The organism is Streptomyces sp. ISL-11, from assembly GCF_018614525.1.
Classification (GTDB): domain Bacteria; phylum Actinomycetota; class Actinomycetes; order Streptomycetales; family Streptomycetaceae; genus Streptomyces.
The window spans coordinates 1-20,553 of sequence record NZ_JAGGOL010000014.1; the positions used below are offsets into that span (position 1 = coordinate 1).

Annotated in this window: 21 protein-coding genes and 1 tRNA gene; 14 read left to right on the plus strand and 8 right to left on the minus strand. The window is 68.8% G+C overall.

All coding sequences use genetic code 11. The annotated features are described in order from the left end of the window. Positions 1–588 (plus strand): RDD family protein (locus tag J7E86_RS03190; protein ID WP_251018595.1); only part of this gene is annotated, 588 nt, incomplete at its 5' end. Here the strand turns inward: J7E86_RS03190 and J7E86_RS03195 are convergent. Beyond that, positions 577–849 carry a hypothetical protein gene (locus J7E86_RS03195; protein WP_215079522.1) on the minus strand — a complete coding sequence of 91 codons (273 nt, stop codon included), beginning with the start codon at positions 847–849 and terminating at the stop codon, positions 577–579. The genes J7E86_RS03190 and J7E86_RS03195 overlap by 12 nt on opposite strands. Positions 850–1,169: 320 nt before the next feature. On the opposite strand from J7E86_RS03195, the gene J7E86_RS03200 reads away from it, so the two are divergent. Together J7E86_RS03200 and J7E86_RS03205 are read left to right on the plus strand one after the other, a co-directional pair. Beyond that, positions 1,170–3,587, plus strand: a complete 2,418-nt coding sequence (locus J7E86_RS03200) for an immune inhibitor A domain-containing protein (protein ID WP_308312447.1) — start codon at positions 1,170–1,172, stop codon at positions 3,585–3,587. Between the two features lie 139 nt (positions 3,588–3,726). Next, positions 3,727–4,065, plus strand: coding sequence for a hypothetical protein (locus J7E86_RS03205; RefSeq protein WP_215079524.1), 339 nt, complete (start codon positions 3,727–3,729; stop codon positions 4,063–4,065). Between the two features lie 30 nt (positions 4,066–4,095). On the opposite strand, the gene J7E86_RS03210 is transcribed toward J7E86_RS03205, so the two are convergent. Then, positions 4,096–4,689, minus strand: a complete 594-nt coding sequence (locus tag J7E86_RS03210) for an isochorismatase family protein (RefSeq protein WP_215079526.1) — start codon at positions 4,687–4,689, stop codon at positions 4,096–4,098. A gap of 125 nt (positions 4,690–4,814) precedes the next feature. Then, positions 4,815–6,143 (minus strand): nicotinate phosphoribosyltransferase, encoded by a 1,329-nt coding sequence (locus tag J7E86_RS03215; protein WP_215079528.1) that lies wholly within the window; start codon positions 6,141–6,143, stop codon positions 4,815–4,817. Between the two features lie 139 nt (positions 6,144–6,282). On the opposite strand from J7E86_RS03215, the gene clpS reads away from it, so the two are divergent. From clpS to J7E86_RS03250, 7 genes are all read left to right on the plus strand, one after another. Continuing rightward, positions 6,283–6,594 carry an ATP-dependent Clp protease adapter ClpS gene (gene clpS / locus J7E86_RS03220; RefSeq protein WP_215079530.1) on the plus strand — a complete coding sequence of 104 codons (312 nt, stop codon included), beginning with the start codon at positions 6,283–6,285 and terminating at the stop codon, positions 6,592–6,594. Continuing rightward, a complete protein-coding gene (locus J7E86_RS03225; RefSeq protein ID WP_215079532.1) occupies positions 6,594–7,187 on the plus strand; it encodes a DUF2017 domain-containing protein in 594 nt (197 codons plus the stop codon). Before clpS ends, J7E86_RS03225 begins: the two co-directional genes overlap by 1 nt. Positions 7,188–7,521: 334 nt before the next feature. Beyond that, on the plus strand, positions 7,522–9,003 hold the full coding sequence (locus J7E86_RS03230) for an amino acid permease (protein ID WP_215079534.1): 1,482 nt from the start codon (positions 7,522–7,524) through the stop codon (positions 9,001–9,003). 81 nt (positions 9,004–9,084) lie between these two features. Further along, positions 9,085–9,507 carry a Mov34/MPN/PAD-1 family protein gene (locus tag J7E86_RS03235; RefSeq protein ID WP_215079535.1) on the plus strand — a complete coding sequence of 141 codons (423 nt, stop codon included), beginning with the start codon at positions 9,085–9,087 and terminating at the stop codon, positions 9,505–9,507. Positions 9,508–9,662: 155 nt separating this feature from the next. Continuing rightward, entirely contained in the window at positions 9,663–9,950 is a 288-nt protein-coding gene (locus J7E86_RS03240) for a MoaD/ThiS family protein (protein ID WP_215079537.1), read from the plus strand. 9 nt (positions 9,951–9,959) lie between these two features. Beyond that, positions 9,960–10,910 (plus strand): PLP-dependent cysteine synthase family protein, encoded by a 951-nt coding sequence (locus J7E86_RS03245; protein ID WP_215079539.1) that lies wholly within the window; start codon positions 9,960–9,962, stop codon positions 10,908–10,910. 360 nt (positions 10,911–11,270) lie between these two features. Beyond that, the gene (locus tag J7E86_RS03250) at positions 11,271–12,023 is read left to right on the plus strand and encodes an MBL fold metallo-hydrolase (RefSeq protein ID WP_215079541.1); all 753 of its coding nucleotides are present in this window, start codon (positions 11,271–11,273) and stop codon (positions 12,021–12,023) included. 120 nt (positions 12,024–12,143) lie between these two features. Here the strand turns inward: J7E86_RS03250 and J7E86_RS03255 are convergent, their stop codons facing one another. Together J7E86_RS03255 and J7E86_RS03260 are read right to left on the minus strand one after the other, a co-directional pair. Then, a complete protein-coding gene (locus J7E86_RS03255) occupies positions 12,144–13,433 on the minus strand; it encodes a PTS transporter subunit EIIC (RefSeq protein WP_215079543.1) in 1,290 nt (429 codons plus the stop codon). Between the two features lie 254 nt (positions 13,434–13,687). After that, entirely contained in the window at positions 13,688–15,001 is a 1,314-nt protein-coding gene (locus J7E86_RS03260; RefSeq protein WP_215079545.1) for a PTS transporter subunit EIIC, read from the minus strand. 235 nt (positions 15,002–15,236) lie between these two features. Here J7E86_RS03260 and J7E86_RS03265 point away from each other — a divergent pair, with 235 nt between their 5' ends. The 4 genes from J7E86_RS03265 to rdgB all read left to right on the plus strand — a co-directional run bounded on the left by J7E86_RS03265 (position 15,237) and on the right by rdgB (position 17,415). Beyond that, the gene (locus tag J7E86_RS03265) at positions 15,237–15,470 is read left to right on the plus strand and encodes a glucose PTS transporter subunit EIIB (protein WP_215079547.1); all 234 of its coding nucleotides are present in this window, start codon (positions 15,237–15,239) and stop codon (positions 15,468–15,470) included. 94 nt (positions 15,471–15,564) lie between these two features. Further along, entirely contained in the window at positions 15,565–16,296 is a 732-nt protein-coding gene (gene rph / locus J7E86_RS03270) for a ribonuclease PH (RefSeq protein WP_215079549.1), read from the plus strand. A 101-nt stretch (positions 16,297–16,397) separates the two neighbouring features. Then, entirely contained in the window at positions 16,398–16,784 is a 387-nt protein-coding gene (locus J7E86_RS03275) for a hypothetical protein (RefSeq protein ID WP_215079551.1), read from the plus strand. Positions 16,785–16,812: 28 nt separating this feature from the next. Further along, entirely contained in the window at positions 16,813–17,415 is a 603-nt protein-coding gene (gene rdgB / locus J7E86_RS03280; protein ID WP_215079553.1) for an RdgB/HAM1 family non-canonical purine NTP pyrophosphatase, read from the plus strand. Positions 17,416–17,471: 56 nt separating this feature from the next. Here the strand turns inward: rdgB and J7E86_RS03285 are convergent. The 3 genes from J7E86_RS03285 to J7E86_RS03295 all read right to left on the minus strand — a co-directional run bounded on the left by J7E86_RS03285 (position 17,472) and on the right by J7E86_RS03295 (position 20,313). After that, positions 17,472–17,558, minus strand: a tRNA-Leu gene (locus tag J7E86_RS03285). A 52-nt stretch (positions 17,559–17,610) separates the two neighbouring features. After that, positions 17,611–18,618, minus strand: a complete 1,008-nt coding sequence (locus tag J7E86_RS03290; RefSeq protein ID WP_215079555.1) for an HNH endonuclease — start codon at positions 18,616–18,618, stop codon at positions 17,611–17,613. A 204-nt stretch (positions 18,619–18,822) separates the two neighbouring features. Next, positions 18,823–20,313 (minus strand): MFS transporter, encoded by a 1,491-nt coding sequence (locus J7E86_RS03295; protein ID WP_215079556.1) that lies wholly within the window; start codon positions 20,311–20,313, stop codon positions 18,823–18,825. Positions 20,314–20,553 lie beyond the last annotated feature (240 nt).

Genomic DNA, 20,553 nt, shown 5'->3' on the forward strand with positions numbered 1-20,553 from the left:
GGCGCCGGCGGCGGCCCGTACCCCGGCGGCCCCGGCGGCGGCCCGCCCGGTGGTCCCTACGGCGGCGACCCCTACGGCGGAAGCGGGGCACCCGGCGGCCCCGGCAACCCCTACGGCGACCAGTACGGCGCCGCCGACCCGCTGGCGGGCATGCCGCCGCTCGCGAGCCGCTGGAAGCGGCTGGTGGCCCGGATCATCGACGCGCTGCTCATCGGCATCCCGGTCAGCGCGATCTTCTCCGCCGCGACCTGGGGCTGGGACCCCTGGGACGACAGCGGGAAGTCCACCGGGCTGTCCATCATCATCTCGGTGGTCTACTTCATCTACGAGGGCTTGATGCTCACCAGCCGCGGCCAGACCGTCGGCAAGATGGCCATGAAGATCCGGGTGGCGATGCTGGAGAACGGCGCGGTGCCCGAAGGAAGGCCGGGCTGGACCCGCGCCGCCGTCTACTCCCTGCCCGAGGTCGTGCCGTGCTGCGGCTTCATCTTCTGGCTGATCAACGTGTTGTGGTGTACATGGGACGAGCCGTATCACCAATGCGTGCACGACAAGGCGGCGAAGACCGTGGTGGTCTCAGCCGTGTAGCGAGTGCTCGCTCATCCTCGTCTCGGCGGGCAGCGGCGCCCGCCGTCCCGGGGCGCCGGCCGCGGTCCCGCGGACACCGCGGCCGGTCGTACGCGGCAGGGCCAGGGCGAGGGCGACGACAAGTCCCAGCGCGAGCGACGCGAGGGCGATGACCGCGATTCCGATCCCCCCGCGGGCCTGCGACACCAGCAGCATCGCGAGCGCGGAGAGAACGACGGTGGCCGAACCATAAGTTATCTGTGCGGGAGTCGGACGCGGCATGGCGGGATCCGTCCTCGGGGCAACGTATGAGAGGTGGGGGGAGCCGGCTGGTGGGTACACCAAAACGGCTCTACGGTCCTGTCTGCCCGAGCTGAACTTGCGGTAAGCGTGACCTAACTCATGGTTGCGGAGCACGGGGGGCGCACGGGCTCATGCGCCTGTCCAACAGGTGAGATCGGCGCGCCCGTTAGTGTCCGAAATGCTCCAACTTAAAAACCGTATAACGTACTTGCCTCACCGGCCTCAGTCAAGACCTGGTTTTTCTTGCCCCTGTCCGGTCAAATACCTCCACAGTTGTTACTGGGGAGGACAGGACACAAGTGAAAAGCAGCCAACGGAGGATCGTCGGATCCGCCGCCGTGGCCACGGTCGTCGCGCTGAGCGCGGCGACCCTTTCGGCCGGAATCGCACAGGCGGCGGGCACGATCGGAACGGCGAACGGGACTGACCACCCCGCGGCCGTCGAGCGGCACGACCCGGAGCAGGCCGAGCGCCGTGTGGAACACGACCTCAAGGGCCCGTACAGCAAGAAGAACGAGGCGCAGCGCAAGGCCGCCCTCGACAAGGTGATCGCCGGCGACGCCCGGGCCGAGCAGCGCGGCGCGTCGAAGGTCGTCCAGCTCGGCAAGGGCAAGTACGTCGAGCTCGCCCGCGAGAAGACCGACCGGATCTTCACGATCCTCGTGGACTTCGGCGACAAGGTCGACGACACCACGATGTACGACCCGGACGGCCCGGACGGCCCCAAGCCGCCCGTCAAGAAGTACGGCGGCACCGCCGGCCCGGCGCACAACCGAATAACCGAGCCGGACCGCAAGAAGGACAACAGCACCGCCTGGCGGAAGGATTTCAACCGCCAGTACTTCCAGGACCTGTACTTCTCGCACGACAAGGACAAGGAGTCCCTGGCCAAGTACTACGAGAAGCAGTCCTCGGGCCGCTACTCCGTCGAGGGCCAGGTCGCCGACTGGGTCAAGGTCCCGAACAACGAGGCCCGCTACGGCTCCAACTACTGCGGCTCCACCAACTGCCCCAGCGCCTGGGACCTCGTGCGCGACGGCGTCAACCAGTGGGTGAAGGACCAGCAGTCCGCCGGCCACTCCGACGCCGACATCAAGGCGGAGCTCGCCAAGTACGACCAGTGGGACCGCAACGACTACGACGGCGACGGCAACTTCAACGAGCCCGACGGCTACATCGACCACTTCCAGATCGTGCACGCCGGTGAGGACGAGTCCGCCGGCGGCGGTGTGCAGAAGACCGATGCCATCTGGGCCCACCGCTGGTACGCCTACGGCTCCGACGCGGGCAAGACCGGCCCCGGCACCAACAAGGCCGGCGGCACCCAGATCGGCGACACCGGCATCTGGGTCGGCGACTACACCATGCAGCCCGAGAACGGCGGCCTCGGCGTCTTCGCCCACGAGTACGGCCACGACCTGGGCCTGCCCGACGAGTACGACACCACCGGCAAGGGCGAGTCCTCCGTCGCCTACTGGTCGCTGATGTCCTCCGGCTCCTGGCTCGGCGCCGGCAAGGACTCCATCGGTGACCTGCCCGGTGACATGAGCGCCTGGGACAAGCTCCAGCTCGGCTGGCTCAACTACGGCAAGGCCAAGGCCGCGACGAAGTCGACGCACAAGCTGGGCGTGGCCGAGTACAACACCAAGGACAAGCAGGCGGTCGTCGTCGACCTGCCCGCCAAGGCGGTCAAGACCGACGTCGTCAAGCCCGCCGAGGGCGCCAAGCAGTGGTGGGGCGGCCAGGCCGACGACCTGAAGAGCACCCTCACCCGGTCCGTCGACCTCACCGGCAAGTCCAAGGCGCAGCTCGGCCTGTCGGGCTGGTGGGACATCGAGGCCAACTACGACTACCTCTACGCCGAGGTGTCCACCGACGGCGGCGCCAACTGGACCCCGCTCGACGGCACCGCCGACGGCAAGTCCATCCCGCGCGACGGCGGCGACAAGCCCGCCCTGACCGGCGTCTCCGGCGGCTTCGAGAAGCTCGCCTACCCGCTCGACGCCTACGCGGGCAAGAAGGTCGACCTGCGCTTCCGCTACCAGACCGACGGCGGCACCACCGGCAAGGGCTTCACCGCCGACGCCATCACCCTCACCGCCGACGGCGCCACCCTCTTCGCGGACGGCGCCGAGGGCGACGACAACGGCTGGGCCGCGAAGGGCTTCTCGCGCATCGGCGAGTCCTTCACCAAGGAGTACGCGCAGTACTACATCGCCGAGAACCGCCAGTACGTGTCGTACGACAAGACCCTGAAGGTCGGCCCGTACAACTTCGGCTGGAAGAGCACCAAGCCGGCCTGGGTCGAGCACTACCCGTACCAGAACGGCCTGTTGATCTGGAAGTGGGACACCTCCCAGATCGACAACAACGTCGGCCTGCACCCGGGCGTCGGCCGCATCCTGCCCGTCGACGCGCACGCCAAGCCCGAGAAGTGGGCGGACGGCACCATGATGCGCAACCGCTTCCAGGCGTACGACTCGCCGTTCAGCTGGTACCCGAGCGACGGCTACACCATCCACAGCGACGGTGTCGCCACCCGCGTCAAGGGCAAGCTCGGCACGCCGGTCTTCGACGACCGCAAGGGCTCGTACTACGACAAGGCGAACCCGACCGGCGGCGTGCAGCTTACTGACACCAACACCCGGATCAAGATCCTCACGGAGGCGCTGAGCGGCTCCACGATGACCATCCAGGTGGGCCCGTCGGGCAAGTAACCCCCGAGTAATCGGTATCTCCGCAGGTCAGAGACGTGTCGGCCGTCGCCCTCTAGCGGGCGGCGGCCGATCGCGTTTAGATGACTGCCATGACGCTGTTATTGACACGGGTGGCTGCGGGGGATTCGAGGTGACCGGTATGGCCGGAGGTGGATTCGCCAAGCTGCCGGGCGGCAGTGTGGTCGTCGCCCTCTCGCTGCCGAGCCCACCGGGCGGCGGGGCCCCGAACGGGCGCGTACGGGTCCTGGTCCACGCCGTGAACCGCCAGCGGGCCCTCACCCGCCTCCGCAACCTCGGCCTGCGGTCCGTCTACCTCCGGGGCAACAGCGAGCCCCCGACGCCGGACGAGATAACCGCGGTCCTCCACCACCCGGACGGCCTCGTCTGGCGCGGCGCACCGGATGACGACACGGAGTCGTGGCATCCGATAAGGGCCCTGCTGCGGAGCCGCACCCCATCAAGCCCGTCCGGCGTTTGAGGACGCCTGTGGCACGGCCACGACCCGCCCCTACCCGCCCTGAACCACCGGCTTGCCGCTCAGCTCCACACCCGCGTCCCGCAACTCCTCCAGGGCCCGCTCCGTCGTCCGGGGCGCGACCCCGGCCGTGAGGTCGAGCAGCACGTGCGTACGGAAACCCTCTCGGGCCGCGTCCAGCGCTGTCGCCCGCACGCAGTGGTCCGTCGCGAGGCCCACGACGTCGACCTCCGTGACGTCCCGCTCCCGGAGCCAGTCCGCCAAGGACACCCCGTTCTCGTCGGTGCCCTCGAAACCGCTGTACGCGGCGGCGTAGGCACCCTTGTCGAAGACGGCGTCTATCGCCCCGGAGGCGATGATCGGCGCGAAGTTCGGGTGGAAGCCGCTGCCCTCCGTGCCGGCCACGCAGTGCACGGGCCAGGAGCGCTCGTAGTCCGGGTGATCGGAGAAGTGGTCGCCGGGATCTATGTGGTGGTCGCGGGTGGCGACCACGTGCCGGTAGCCGGCGGTGGCCTCGCCGACCAGGTCGGTGATGGCCGCGGCCACGTCGGCGCCGCCGGCGACCGCGAGGCTGCCGCCCTCGCAGAAGTCGTTCTGCACGTCGACGACGATCAGTGCACGCTGCATGATGCGGATCCTTAGGGGAAGGGCCCTCGGCCGACAGTGCGGATCAAGTCGTTGTGACCGAGGGTAGTGACTCGCCTCGCGTTATGGGAGGGGGTGTCCGGAGCGCCCGGGCGCAAGGGCGCCCGTCAGACGTACTCCGTCGGCAGGACCGCCTCGCCGCGCGAGAGCTGCGTCGCCGACATCGGCAGGGCCGCCCGCGCGGCCGTATGCCGGTCGCGGGCCGCGTCCAGCGGCTCGCGGGCGACGGTCTCGCCGCCGCGTACGAGCTGTACGAGCAGCTGCCGGTCCGCGAGCTCGGCGGGTACCGGGCCGGTGCCCACGACCTCGGCCTCCGCCACGCCGTCCACGTCGAGCCGGCGGGCCGCCCACTTGCGGCCGCCGACCGAGGACTTGCCGCCCATGGACTTCTTCGCGACCGGCCGCAGCGGCGCGTCCGCCCCGGGGCCGTCCGCGCGGGCCACGAGCTTGTAGACCATCGAGCAGGTGGGGTGCCCACTGCCGGTCACCAGCTGGGTGCCGACGCCGTACGCGTCCACGGGCGCGGCCGCCAGCGAGGCGATCGCGTACTCGTCCAGGTCGCTGGTGACGACGATCCGCGTCTTGGTGGCCCCCAGCTCGTCCAGCTGCTGCCGCACCCGGTGGGCGAGCAGCAGCAGGTCGCCGGAGTCGATCCGGACGGCGCCCAGCTCCGGCCCGGCGATCTCCACGGCCATCCGGACGGCCTCCGTGACGTCGAAGGTGTCGACGAGCAGGGTCGTGCCTCCGCCGAGGGCGTCGACCTGTGCGGTGAAGGCGTCCCGCTCGCTGTCGTGCAACAGCGTGAAGGCGTGCGCACTGGTGCCGACGGTCGGAATGTTGTAACGGAACCCGGCCGCCAGGTCGGACGTCGAGGCGAAGCCGCCCACGTACGCGGCGCGCGCGGCGGCGACGGCCGCCAGCTCGTGGGTGCGCCGGGCCCCCATCTCGATCAGCGGCCGCCCGCCGGCCGCGACCGCCATCCGGGAGGCCGCGGCGGCGACCGCCGAGTCGTGGTTGAGGATCGAGAGGATCACCGTCTCCAGGAGGACGGCCTCGGCGAAGCTGCCCTCGACGCGGAGGATCGGCGAGCCGGGGAAGTAGACCTCGCCCTCGGGGTAGCCCCAGATGTCACCGCGGAAGCGGTAGTCGGCCAGCCAGGCGAGCGTCGGCTCGTCCACGATCCCCCGCTCCGCGAGGAAGTCCAGCACGCCGCTGTCGAAGCGGAAGTTCTCCACGGCGTCCAGGACGCGGCCGGTGCCGCCGACGACGCCGTAGCGGCGGCCGTCGGGCAGCCGGCGGGTGAAGACCTCGAAGACCGAGCGGCGGTCGGCTGTGCCCGAGCGCAGTGCCGCCTGGAGCATCGTGAGTTCGTACCGGTCGGTGAAGAGGGCCGTCGACGGCACGTCCACCGGCAGCCTCAAGTCCGCAGCGTTCATGGCATCAGATGCTACCCCCGAATCTCGTCAGAGTGACGATTTCTGTCGCCGCAGGGTGGCCGGGCGCGGGCGTCGGGCGGGCGGGGCGCCGGGCCGAGGGCGGTACCCCTTTGTGCATCGCGCCGCCGCGAGTGGCAGCATGGGAAGGGTGAGTGTTGCACCGGTCGAGATCGAACGACCCGAGACGGGCGAATCCCCCTTCGCCGTGGCCGAGCCCGACGTGCCGTGGGTGACCCTGGTCCACAACGATCCCGTCAACCTCATGAGTTATGTGACGTATGTCTTTCAGGCGTACTTCGGTTACCCCAAGGACAAGGCGCACCAGCTGATGCTCGACGTCCATCACAAGGGGCGCGCCACCGTGTCCAGTGGCAGCCGCGAGGAAATGGAGCGGGACGTGCAGGCGATGCACGGTTACGGCCTGTGGGCGACGCTGTCGCAGGACCGTTGATGGCCGGGCACTTCGAGCCGCTGCCGGGCGGCGGGGCCGCCGTGGCCCTGGACGAGGTCGAGATCTCCATCCTGCGCAGCCTGGCCGTCCAGCTCCTGGAGCTGATCGGGCCGGGCGAGAGCCACGGCGCCGACGACGCCGACCCGCTGGCGCGGCTCTTCGCCGAGGGCCCCAGCGAGCCGCCCGCCGACCCCGCGCTGGCCCGCCTCTTCCCGGACGCCTATGGTGATCCGGGCTCCGAGCAGGACCAGCGGGAGCGCGCGTACGCCTCCGAGTTCCGCCGTTACACCGAGAACGACCTGCGGGAGCGCAAGCGCGAGGACGCCCTGGGCGTCGTCCGCTCGCTGGACTCGCTGACGCCGGCCGGGGACAGCGGCGCCGTGCTGCGGCTGCCGGCCGAGGACTGCCGGCGCTGGCTGGGCGCGCTCAACGATCTGCGGCTGGCCATAGGGACGCGGCTGGAGGTCCGGGAGGACGACGACAGCGAGGCGCTGTTCCGGCTGCCGGACGAGGATCCGCGCAAGCCGATGGTCATGGCGTACCTCTGGCTCGGGGGTCTTCAGGAGACGCTGGTCGAGGCCCTGATGGCGTGAATTCGACGGGCAAATCCGGAGCGAATGCCATGAACATGCCAGATGTGTCCGCTTAGCGAACGCTCAAGTCCGGATAACGATCGAATCACTGTGGTGGCGGCTATTGGCCGTCACCATTACTTTTGTCCTAATTCCTTTGTGGTGTGCCTCACAATGGCCCCGACGATCTCCTCGCCACTCGTGATAAATCTTCACGACCTGCCACCGCGACGCCACCCATGTTGCGGCGGGAGCGCTTCGCCGGCCGACCGTCGGCAATGACAGGACTCCATTTCCGGGGGGATCTGGACCCGATCCGAATTGACCGGATCGGTATGGAGAAAGGCGCACCACCATGACCTCTGAGCAGGTCGCGGACCGTACCGCAAGCGCGGAGGCCGCAGGGCAGGACGGAAGCGGACAGGACGCTTCCGAGGGTTACCAGCGCGGACTGGGCAACCGACAGATCCAGATGATCGCCATCGGCGGTGCCATCGGCACCGGCCTGTTTCTCGGCGCCGGCACGGCCATCCACAAGGCCGGTCCCAGCCTGATCCTGGCCTACGCAATAGCCGGCCTCGTCATCTTCTTCATCATGCGCGCGCTCGGCGAGCTGCTCATGTACCGCCCGGTGTCGGGGTCCTTCTCCGACTACGCGCGGGAATTCCTCGGCCCCTTCTGGGGGTACGTGACCGGCTGGACGTACTGGCTCTTCTGGGTCGTCACCGGCATCGTCGAGGTCACCGCCGCGGCGACCTATATGAGCTACTGGACCCATGGCGACGTCCCGCAATGGGTGTCCGCTCTCGGGTTCACGGTCATCCTCTACTTCGCCAACCTGATCTCCGTGAAGCTCTTCGGTGAGCTGGAGTTCTGGTTCTCCATGGTCAAGGTCACCGCCATCATCGGCATGATCCTGATCGGCCTCGGCGTGATCACCCTCGGCTTCTCCGACGCCGGTGACACCGCCACCTTCACCAACCTCTGGTCGCACCACGGCTTCTTCCCCAACGGCATCCGCTCCACGCTGATGACGCTGCAGATCGTGATGTTCGCGTTCCTCGCCGTCGAGCTCGTCGGCGTCACCGCGGGCGAGGCCAAGGACCCGAAGAAGACGCTCCCCAAGGCGATCAACACCGTCCCGTGGCGGATCGCGGTCTTCTACATCGGTGCGCTCATCATCATTCTGGCCGTGGTCCCGTGGACCGAGTTCATGCCCGGGGTGAGCCCGTTCGTGGCGGCCTTCGCGAAGATCGGCCTGCCGGCCGGCGCCGGCATCGTCAACTTCGTGGTGCTGACGGCGGCGCTCTCCTCCTGCAACTCCGGTATGTACTCCACCGGCCGCATGCTGCGCGACCTCGCGCTCAACGGCCAGGGCCCGAAGTTCTTCGCCCAGCTCACCAAGAACGGCCTGCCGCTGCGCGGTACGACCTTCTCGGCCGCGCTGATGCTCGTCGGCGTCTGGATCAACTACCAGTGGCCGGGACAGGCGTTCACCTACGTCGTGTCCTTCGCGACCATCTCGGGCATGTGGGCGTGGATCATGATCCTCGCGGCGCAGCTGATCTACCGCCGCAAGGCCAACCGCGGCGAGCTTCCGCAGTCCGCGTTCAAGGCCCCCGGTGCGCCGTGGACCAGCCTCTTCGCGCTCGCCTTCATCCTCATGGTGATCGTGCTGATGGGCATCGACAAGGACTCCCGGATCTCCCTGTACTGCGCGCCCATCTGGGCCGCGATCATGGTGGGCTCGTACTACGTCCTCAAGGCCCGCAACCCGCAGGCATTCGCCCGCAAGAACTACGCGGCGCCTGTCGAAGAGGCGGCCAAGAGCCACTGACGCTCTGACCGCTGTCCGGCATTCGGGCCCGTTCGTACCACCACTCGGTACGGACGGGCCCTTCTGTCTATCCTGGCCGACATGCTGACCATCACCAAGGACCTCCACGACCGGATCGTCGCCCACGCCCGCGCCGACCACCCCGACGAGGCGTGCGGCGTGGTCGCGGGTCCGGCCGGCACCGACCGCCCCGAGCGGTTCGTCCCCATGCTCAACGCGGCCCGCTCGCCCACCTTCTACGAGTTCGACTCCACCGACCTGCTCAAGCTCTACCGCGAGCTGGACGACCGCGACGAGGACCCCGTCGTCATCTACCACTCGCACACCGCCACCGAGGCGTATCCCTCGCGCACGGACATCACCTACGCCAACGAACCCGGCGCCCACTACGTGCTCGTCTCCACCGCCGACACCGACGGCGCGGGCCCCTTCCAGTTCCGCTCGTTCCGCATAGTGGCGGGCGAGGTCACGGAGGAGGAGGTCGAGGTCGTGGCCGCGTACTGACGCCATGGCGGCGCGGTGAGACGGAAACGTCCGCATGCCGGGACGAACTTCCTGGATGCGTACAAGGAATCGATACGATGCGCCCATGGTTCTCACGACGTGAGCCCCCGCGTTCCGCGCGAACCGACCCCGCACTCCGACAGGAGCACAGACCCATGGCCATCGAGGTCCGCATCCCGACCATCCTCCGCACCTACACCGACGGCAAGAAGGCCGTCGAGGGCAGCGGCGCCACGATCGACGACCTCATCAAGGACCTCGAGACCCGCCACGCGGGCATCCGCGAGCGCCTGGTCGACGACGCCGCCGGCGGAGAGCTGCGCCGCTTCGTGAACGTCTACCTCAACGACGAGGACGTCCGCTTCCTGGCCGGCATCACCACCGAGCTGAGCGACGGCGACAGCGTCACCATCCTCCCGGCCGTGGCCGGCGGAATGGTCTGAGCGACGCGCATGCGTTACGACAGCCACCTCGCCTCGGTCGGCAACACCCCGCTCGTGCGCCTGCCGAGCTTCTCGCCGTCCGAGGCGGTGCGGATCTGGGCCAAGCTGGAGGACCGCAACCCCACCGGCTCGGTCAAGGACCGCCCCGCCCTGCACATGATCGAGCAGGCGGAGAAGGACGGCCGGCTGACCCCCGGCGCCACCATCCTGGAGCCCACCTCCGGCAACACCGGCATCTCCCTCGCCATGGCGGCCAGGCTCAAGGGCTACCGCATGGTGTGCGTCATGCCGGAGAACACCAGCGAGGAGCGCCGCAGTCTCCTCGCCATGTGGGGCGCGGAGATCATCCCCTCGCCGGCCGCAGGCGGCTCCAACACCGCCGTCCGCATGGCCAAGGAACTGGCTGCGGGCCACCCCGACTGGGTGATGCTCTACCAGTACGGCAACCCCGACAACGCCGGCGCCCACTACGCCACCACCGGCCCCGAGATCCTCGCGGACCTCCCCGAGATCACCCACTTCGTCGCCGGCCTCGGCACCACCGGCACCCTGATGGGCGTCGGCCGCTATCTGCGCGAACACGTCCCCGGCGTCGGCATCGTCGCCGCCGAACCGCGCTACGACGACGTCGTCTACGGCCTGCGCAACCTCGACGAGGGCTTCGTGCCCGAGCTCTACGACGCCTCCGTCCTCACCACCCGCTTCTCCGTCGGCTCCGAGGACGCCGTCCGCCGCACCCGCGAACTCCTCCATCAGGAGGGCATCTTCGCGGGCATCTCCACCGGCGCCGTGCTGCACGCCGCCGCCGGCGTGGCCCGCAAGGCCGAGCGCGCGGGCGAGCGCGCCGACATCGTCTTCATCGTCGCCGACGGGGGCTGGAAGTACCTTTCCACTGGCGTGTACACCGCGCCTACGACGGAAGCGGCCGTCGAGACACTGCACGGCCAGCTCTGGGCGTAGCGCCTGTCCGGCGGATCATCGTGAGCGGGCGCTGCGGCCCGTGGCGCCCGCACCACCGCTGCGCGGCGGTGTCCTCAAGCGCCGGACGGGCTGGGTTTGGCCGACCACGGCCAATTCAAGCCCGTTGGGGGCACCCCCAGCGGTAGCTGGGGGAGATTGAGGACACGCCCGCAGGGCGCCCCGCCGCCACAGGCGGCACAACAGGCATGTAGCCGAGGATCCGCCGGCCAGGCGAGAGGCATCCTTACCGGTGACTTCGCCCACAACGTCCCCCCACCGAGGAGCGACCGCCCGTCCCGCGCTTTACGCTCGACGAACCGCATGGCCCCCCGTAACCAGCCCACGGAGGTTCAGGCCCGCATGAAGCTCACCGTCGTCGGATGCTCGGGGTCGTTCCCGTCCACGGAATCGGCCTGTTCGAGCTACCTCGTAGAGGCCGACGGCTTCCGGCTGCTCCTCGACATGGGCAATGGCGCCCTGGGCGAGCTGCAGCGCCACATCGGTCTCTACGACCTCGACGCGATCCTGCTGTCGCACCTGCATCCCGATCACTGCATCGACATGTGCGGCTACTTCGTCGCCCGCTACTACCGGCACGAGGGCGGCCGCGCCGGCCCCATCCCCGTCCACGGCCCCAAGGGCACCGAGCAGCGGCTCGCCACGGCGTACGGCGACGTCCCCGACGACAGCTGCATGGGGGAGGTCTTCGACTTCCGCACCCTGGAGCCGGGCACCTTCGCCCTCGGCCCGCTCACCATCCGCACGGACCGGGTGCGCCACCCCGTCGAGGCGTACGCCTTCCGTGTCGAGCACCGGGGCGCCTCGCTCGTCTACTCCGGTGACACCGGCCCCTGCCAGGCCCTGCACGACCTCGCGGTGGGCGCCGACCTGCTGCTGTGCGAGGCGTCCTTCACGTACGGCAAGGAGGACATCCCGGATCTGCACCTCAACGGCCGCGAGGCCGGCGAGCACGCCGCCCGGGCCGGCGCCGGGCGCCTGGTCCTCACCCACATCCCGCCCTGGACCGACCCGCTGACCAACCTCCGCGACGCGCGCGCGGTCTTCGACGGCCCGGTGGAACTGGCGGAAACGGGAGCGGTCTATGAGATCTGACGGCGGTAATTGAACCCGGCGGTCTTCAATAAAGGCCGCAAAGGAAAAGGCCCCCGAAATCCAAGGGATTCCGGGGGCCTTTTCTTTTAATTCATCGAGCTCGGACCCTGGGGGGCGAGGTCAGGCTTTCAGCTCGGCGGACTCTTCCTCGGACTCGCGGCCCGGCGTCTTCAAGTTGAACTTGATGATCGCGAAGCGGAAGACCACGTAGTAGACCGCGGCGAAGCACAGACCCACCAGGACCAGCATCCACGGCTTGGAGGCGATGCCCAGGTTGAGCACGAAGTCGATGACACCGGCGGAGAAACCGAAGCCGTCCTTCATGCCGAGCGCCCAGGTCAGGGCCAGCGAGACACCGGTGAGCACCGCGTGGATCGCGTACAGCACCGGCGCGACGAACATGAACGTGAACTCGATCGGCTCGGTCACACCGGTGACGAAGGCGGTGAGCGCGAGCGAGAACATCATGCCGCCGACGACCTTGCGGTTCTCGGGGCGGGCGCAGTGCACGATCGCCAGGCAGGCGGCCGGCAACGCGAACATCATGATCGGGAAGAAGCCGGTCATGAACTGGCCGGCGTCCGGGTCACCGGCGAGGAAGCGGGCGATGTCACCGCTGACCGCGCCCTTGGGACCGTCGTACGAACCCGCCTGGAACCACGGGAAGGAGTTGAGCAGGTGGTGCATGCCGACCGGGATCAGCGCGCGGTTGGCGACACCGAAGATGCCGGCGCCGACGGCACCCGAGCCGACCAGCCACTCACCGAAGTTGTGCAGACCCGTGCCGAGCACCGGCCAGACGTAGCCGAAGACGACACCGATGACCAGACCCGCGAAGGACGACAGGATCGGCACCAGGCGGCGGCCGCCGAAGAAGCCCGCCCAGTCGGGCAGCCTGGTGCGGTAGAAGCGCTGGTAGATCAGCGCGACGACGAGGCCCATCACGACACCGCCGAGGACCTTGGCGTCCACGGCCTGTTCCACCATGACGACCTTGTGGTCGACCACGGCCTCCTTCTTCGGCAGGCTGCCGTCGGTGAAGGTGCCGAGCACCTTCTGGAAGACCAGGTAACCGGCGACGGCGGCCAGCGCGGTGGAACCGTCCGACTTCTTGGCGAAGCCGATCGCGACACCCACGGCGAACAGCAGCGCCATGTTGTCCAGGATCGCGCCGCCACCGGCGGCCATGAACTCGGCGATCTTGTTCAGGAACTGCGGGAGGGACTCCCGGCCGAGCATGTCGTCCTGGCCGAGGCGGACCATCAGCGCGGCGGCGGGAAGCACCGCGACCGGCAGCATGAGGCTGCGGCCGATGCGCTGGGCTATCGCCATGGCGCCGGAGCCGAACTTCTTCTTCTCCGGCGCGGCGTCATCAGGCGCCGTCTTTGCCGCCTTGGCGCTCTTACTCATCGGATTCCTCCAGGTGAGGCGGGCGCTCGGGGAAGGAGGGACGGCCCGCTTTTGGTCTACACCACTCAGTGGTTTAGACCTGTTGTAGCACGTGAGTCCGGCATAAAGGAATCCATCGTTCCCAGTGGGCTCGCCCACAGCCCCGCACCGCACGACAAACGGCCCCCGAGCAAGGCTCGGGGGCCGGGCCGCCGGGACGCACATCCCGGCGCAGTGTCACTGACTCCTTACGAGGCGTCCACCGCCGCCCCTCCTTACTTCACGTTCTCCTGCTCGATCTCCTCCGCCACCTCTTCCGGCTCACGCCCCGGAGTCGGCAGATCGAACCTCGTAATCGCGAAGCGGAAAATCACGTAGTACACGACCGCGAAGCACAGCCCGATCGGAATGATCAGCCACGGCTTGGTCGCCAGCCCCCAGTTGATCACGTAGTCGATCAGACCGGCCGAGAAACTGAAGCCGTCGTGCACCCCCAGCCCCCACGACACCGCCATCGACACACCCGTCAGCAACGCGTGGATCACGTACAGCGCCGGCGCGATGAACAGGAACGAGTACTCGATCGGCTCGGTGATGCCCGTGACGAACGACGTCAGCGCCACCGAGAGCATCATGCCGCCGACCACCTTCCGGCGGTGCGGCTTCGCGCAGTGCGTGATCGCCAGCGCCGCCGCCGGCAACGCGAACATCATGATCGGGAAGAAACCGGTGGTGAACTGCCCCGCCGCCGGATCACCCGCCAGGAACCGGTTGATGTCACCGTGCACGACCGTGCCGTCCGGCTTCGTGAAATCACCGAACTGGAACCACATGAAGGTGTTCAGGAACTGGTGCAGCCCCACCACCAGCAGCGCTCGGTTGGCCACACCGAAGACACCCGCACCCGTCGACCCCAGATCCGACAGCCACTCACTGAAGTCCGTCAGCGCGTCACCGACCGGCGGCCAGACGAACAGACAGATCACCGCGAACGCCAGCGCCACGAACGACATCAGGATCGGCACGAGCCTGCGGCCGTTGAAGAAGCCCAGCCAGTCGACCAGCCGCACCCTGTGGAACCGCATCCAGAACCACGCGCTCAGCAGCCCGATCACGATCCCGCCGAAGACCCCCGGATTCTGGAACGACGCCGGCTGCGCCACGCCCACCCCCGACACGCACACCCCGCTCCACAGCCCCGCCCCGCCGAAGTGCGCCTCGCGCGGGCAGTCCTCCGGGAACTGGTGCAGCACCGAGAAGTAGACGAGGAAGGCGACCACCGCGGCCAGCGCCGTCGAACCGTCCGCCTTCTTCGCCATCCCGATGGCCACACCCACGCAGAACAGCAGCGGCAGACCCAGCGCCGAGTCCAGCAGCGCCCCGCCCGCGCCCGCGAACACCTTCGCGACGTCCGTCCAGCCGAGCCCGTCCTTGCCGAAGACGTCCGGCTGCCCCAGCCGGTTGAGGATGCCCGCCGCCGGCAGCACCGCGATCGGCAACTGGAGGCTGCGGCCCATCTTCTGGAGGTTCTGCAGCAGACCCTGCGTCCAGGTCTTCTTCCTCGGGGCCGCCGCGGCGTTCGAGCTCATTCGCGTCCTCTCCGCGTCCTGCCGGCCGCCGCCCCGGCGACGGTCCACCCGGGGCTTGGCGCATACTGGTGTAGACCACCTGTGGGCGCGTTCCGGCCTCCCGGAGCGCGGCACCGGCTGGTCGCCATCATTCGGTAGATGGCGGACATACGCCCACGTTGTTGGGCTGAACGTGGGTTACCGTGTGAAGCCGGTCGGCGAGACCGCCGAAGGGCCGAGACAACCAGGAGTGCACATGGCCACCAAGGCTGAGAAGATCGTCGCCGGGCTCGGCGGGATCGACAACATCGAAGAGGTCGAGGGCTGCATCACCCGCCTCCGCACCGAGGTCGTCAACCCCGACCTCGTCGACGAGGCCGCACTCAAGGCCGCCGGCGCGCACGGCGTCGTCCGGATGGGCACCGCCATCCAGGTCGTCATCGGCACCGACGCCGACCCGGTCGCCGGCGAGATCGAAGACATGATGTGAGCCACTGAGCTCCGCTCGAAGGGCCCCGACACCGGAACCGCAGCGAACCGGAACGGGGCCCTTCGCGCATCCCCGATGCCAGTAGGCTCATCCCATGTCTCGCATCGACGGCCGCACCCCCGACCAGCTCCGCCCCGTGACCATCCAGCGCGGATGGAGCAAGCACGCCGAAGGCTCCGTACTCCTCTCCTTCGGCGACACCAAGGTCTTCTGCACCGCCAGCGTCACCGAGGGCGTGCCGCGCTGGCGCAAGGGCACCGGCGAAGGCTGGGTCACCGCCGAGTACTCGATGCTGCCCCGCTCCACGAACACCCGCGGCGACCGCGAATCCGTCCGCGGCAAGATCGGCGGCCGCACCCACGAGATCTCCCGCCTCATCGGCCGCTCCCTGCGCGCCGTGATCGACTACAAGGCCCTCGGCGAGAACACCATCGTCCTCGACTGCGACGTCCTCCAGGCCGACGGCGGCACCCGCACCGCTGCCATCACCGGCGCGTACGTGGCACTGGCCGACGCCATCACCTGGGCCCAGAACAAGAAGATCATCAAGCACGGCCGGCAGCCGCTCACCGGCACCGTCTCCGCCGTCAGCGTCGGCATCGTCGACGGCGTCCCCCTCCTCGACCTCTGCTACGAGGAGGACGTCCGCGCCGACACCGACATGAACGTCGTCTGCACCGGCGACGGCCGCTTCGTCGAGGTCCAGGGCACCGCCGAGGCCCAGCCCTTCGCCCGCGACGAGCTCAACACCCTGCTCGACCTCGCGGTCGCCGGCTGCGCCTCGCTCGACGCCGTGCAGCGCGAGGCGCTGGCGGCGACGCTGTAGAGGACGGCTGCCGCAAGGCAACCACCACGCGGTGAAAGAGCGTTCATAGATACGGGCGTACGGCATCGTGACCGTACGCCCGTAGCCGGGGAGGGAACCTCATGTCCGTACGCCGCCGCACCGGAGCCGCCGTCGCGCTCGCCGCCGCCGCGCTGGCCCTGCCGCTGGCGGTGGGCTGCTCCGCCGCGCAGAAGGCCGTCGACTGCGCCCGCCTGGGCATAGAGATCTCCAACGACGTCGACGACCTCCAGCGCGCCGTGACCGACACGGCGAACGACCCGGACCAGGCGGACAAAATCCTGGACACCCTGGAAAAGGACACGAAGAAACTCAAGGAGAAGACCAACAGCACGGACGTCGGCAAGGCCCTGGACCACCTCCAGACGGCCGTCACCAACACCCGCGACGCCGTACGCCAGGACAGGACGCCCGACCTGACGCCCCTCAAGGACGCCGCCGCCGAGCTGACGAAGGTCTGCACGGGATAGTGCGGGACCGCGCGGGATAATCCGTCCCATGAAGCGCCTGATCCTCGCCACCCGCAACGCCAACAAGGTCATCGAACTCCGCGCCATCCTGGAGGAGGCCGGCCTCGACGTCGAACTCATCGGCGCCGACGCCTATCCCCACATCCCGGACGTCAAGGAAACCGGCGTCACCTTCGCGGAGAACGCCCTCCTCAAGGCCCACGCCCTCGCCCGCGCCACCGGCCTGCCCGCCGTCGCCGACGACTCCGGCCTCTGCGTCGACGTCATGGGCGGCGCCCCCGGCATCCTCTCCGCCCGCTGGGCCGGCGCCCACGGCAACGACAAGGCCAACCTGGATCTGCTGCTCTCCCAGCTCGGCGACATCGCGGACGAGCACCGCGGCGCGCACTTCGCCTGCGCGGCGGCGCTGGCCCTGCCCGACGGCACGGAGCGCGTCGTCGAGGGCCGCCTGGAAGGCACCCTCCGCCACGAACCCGCCGGCGGCGGAGGCTTCGGCTACGACCCGATCCTCCAGCCCCTGGGCGAGACCCGCACCTGCGCGGAACTGACCCCGGCCGAAAAGAACGCGATCAGCCACCGGGGGAAGGCGTTCCGGGGGCTGGTACCGGTGGTGCGGGAGCTTTTGGGGTGAGGATGTAGCAAAGGGGCTGGCCCGCCGTTCGACGGACCAGCCCCTTCGATTCCAGATGGTGCGGCCGGTGGGACTCGAACCCACATGGGATTGCTCCCAGGTGCCCCTAAAACACCCGCTTATACCGATTCAGCAACGGCCGCTAGCCGTCAGCCATGGTAGCGGCTGACGGCTTTCGTGGCACAAGGGTCCCTGTTACCCGGCCGTAAGTCGCTCTGTTCGGCGCCTACCGCCCCTGCACCACGTTTCAGTAAGCGAGTGACAGTTGGGGCACAGGTAACGAAGATTCTCGGCCCGGTTGTCGAGCCAGTCGCCGTTGATGTGGTCGATCTGCAACGTCATCGGTTCGCCCAGCCACTCGCCTTCGTTGCCGCAACGAGCGCACCTGTACGGGACGCCGATCTCACCGAGGGCTCGGTGCAGCCGCTGCCGACTCTCGCGGGGTGCCCCTTCAGGGCGTACCTGGAGAACTTCACCCGCGACACGCTTGGGTTCGGCGACCGGGATGGTGCCCCAGGGTTTACGTGTGAAGTGGCACGTGTCCAGTTTGAGTTGAGCCACTCGCCGACGTACGCGCCGATGATTGGTGTCGTTCACCGGCAACCCGAGCTTCCGCATGACCTCGGCGAAGCTCGTGGCGTTGACGACCGCTTCCCGCAGACTGCCCTCGGGCAGCACAAGCCGACCGTTGCCGAAGCGAGTGGTGTCGACACCTACCTCATTGAGCATGCGCCGGAGCGCCGCACGCGATCTGCTGTCGTCAGGGACTCCAAGATTCCGGGCTACGGCCCGCACGCTGGTGGCGGATGCGGCGGCAACCTTGAGCTGTTCCCCGCTGAACGGCAGATCGGGCTGCGGGCGGTTCAGGCCGGGGAAGTGGCTGACGTCGATGCCTGCCGCGAGGATCCGGCGTCGGATGTGGGAGATCGTCCCGGTGGCCGGGGGTGCACCCAGCTTCTGCACCACCTCTCGCAGAGTGGTGGACGACCCGACAGCCGCGGCTATTGCATCGTCGGGGTACTTACGCCAAGGGCTGCGCTGCTTGAAGTGGCTGGTGTCGATGCCGTGGCCAGCGACCTTCTCCTGGAGAACCCGGCGTCTGCCGCCGCTGGCTTTGACCCCGAGCCTGCGCATCAGATCGGCCCAACCCGTTGATTCGCCAACGGCGGTGACCAGTGTCTCGCGGTCGTAGAGCTCAGACATCGGATCTCCCGATGGGGACCTCGGCCAGCAGCTCGTGCGTGTACCTGACCGCCACGTTCTCCCCCTCCGTACGACCCGGCCGAGGCCCCCGGACGCGTTCCGCGTCCGGAATGCCTCGTTCACCGGTACCACCGCGCACCCGTACGCGGCCTCGAACTCATCAACGAGGGGGTCACCCGACAGTTACGCCATAAGCACGAACTGTCAGAACTTCGGTTCAGGTGACTGGGACGAGACGATCTCCGCCGCTTCCTCCTTCGTCGATACCGACGGCGGGGAGCCCTCCAGGGGCTGTTGGGCGGTTTCCTTCATGCAGGCGACCGCGATCATGCCGATCACCGCCGCGGCCGTCGTGTAGAACGCCGGTGCCATGTCGCTGCCCGTGGCGCTGATCAGGCCCGTGACGGCCAGGGGCGTCGTGCCGCCGAAGAGGGACGTGGAGATGTTGTAGCCGATGGACAGGGAGCCGTAGCGGACCGGCGTGGGGAAGAGCGCCGGCAGGGCCGCGGACATCGTGCCGAGGAGGCAGACGAGGGGGAGGCCCAGCATCAGCATCCCGCCGAGGACCGCTACCAGGCTGCCCTGTTTCAGCAGCAGGAACGCCGGTGCCGAGAGGACCGCGAAGCCGCCCATGCCCGCCATCAGCAGCGGCTTGCGGCCGACGCGGTCGTTGAGGCGGCCCACGAAGGTGATGATCACCATCAGCAGGACCATCGTGGCGATGAGCACCAGCAGGCCGTGGGCGTCGTCGTAGCCGAGCTGGTCGGTCAGGTACGTCGGCATGTAGGAGAGCAGCAGGTAGTCGGTGATGCCGTACGCGCCGGCGAGGACGACGCACAGCAGCAGCCGCGACCACTGGGTGGTGAAGATCTGCTTCAGCTCGGTGGTCTCGCCGGTGACGCGCTCGCCGCCACCGTTCTCCTCCTCCAGTTTCTGGAAGGCGGGGGTGTCCTCCAGCTTCAGGCGGAGGTAGAGGCCGACGAGGCCGAGCGGGCCGGCGACGAGGAAGGGGACGCGCCAGCCCCAGTCGGTCATCGTGGCGGAGCCGAGCGTCGAGGTCATGAGGGTGACGAGGCCGGCCGCGGCGACGTAGCCGGCGAGGGTGCCCAGTTCGAGGAAGCTGCCGAAGAACCCGCGGCGCCGGTCGGGTGCGTACTCGGCGATGAACGTGGCCGCGCCGCCGTACTCGCCGCCGGTGGAGAAGCCCTGGAGCATCCGGAAGCAGATCAGCAGTACCGGTGCCCAGAAGCCGATCGTCGCGTAGGAGGGGATCAGGCCGATCGCGCAGGTGCCGACGGCCATCAGGACCATGGTCAGGGCGAGCACGCGCTTGCGGCCGACGCGGTCGCCGAGCGGGCCGAAGAAGAGGCTGCCGAGCGGGCGTACGAGGAAGGCGACGGCGAAGGTGGCGAGGGAGGACAGCAGCCGTACGGTGTCGTTCCCGGAGGGGAAGAAGACGTCGCCGATGGTGACGGCGAGGTAGCTGTAGATGCCGAAGTCGAACCATTCCATGGCGTTGCCGAGCGCCGCCGCCTTGACCGCGCGTCTGACGGTCTTCTCGTCCGTGACGGTGATGTCGGTGCGGCGGAGGCGGGGGCTCTTGCGCCGGGCGACGGCCCGGAAGAGGGCGCGGTGGCGTTTGACGGCCTCCGGGTCGAGGCCGGTGTCGGCCTCGGTGCTGCTGCCGGTGGACACGGCTCGGCTTCCTCTCGGTCGGCGGGGCGGGCCGAGCTGCGCGGCGGGTGGTGCTCGTGCTCGTACTCGCACCCGTCCTCGTTCAGGCGGGCCTCGTGCGTCTGCGCGCTGTGCGGCGGCTCAAACCGGCCGGGTGGCGGGAAGCGATATAGGTCACTCGGCAGACGCGCGGGCGTGGTCAATCTGATATAGGCGGGGAGGGAACGCGCCGCCCGATTTCACCGTCACTCAGAGCGGAGG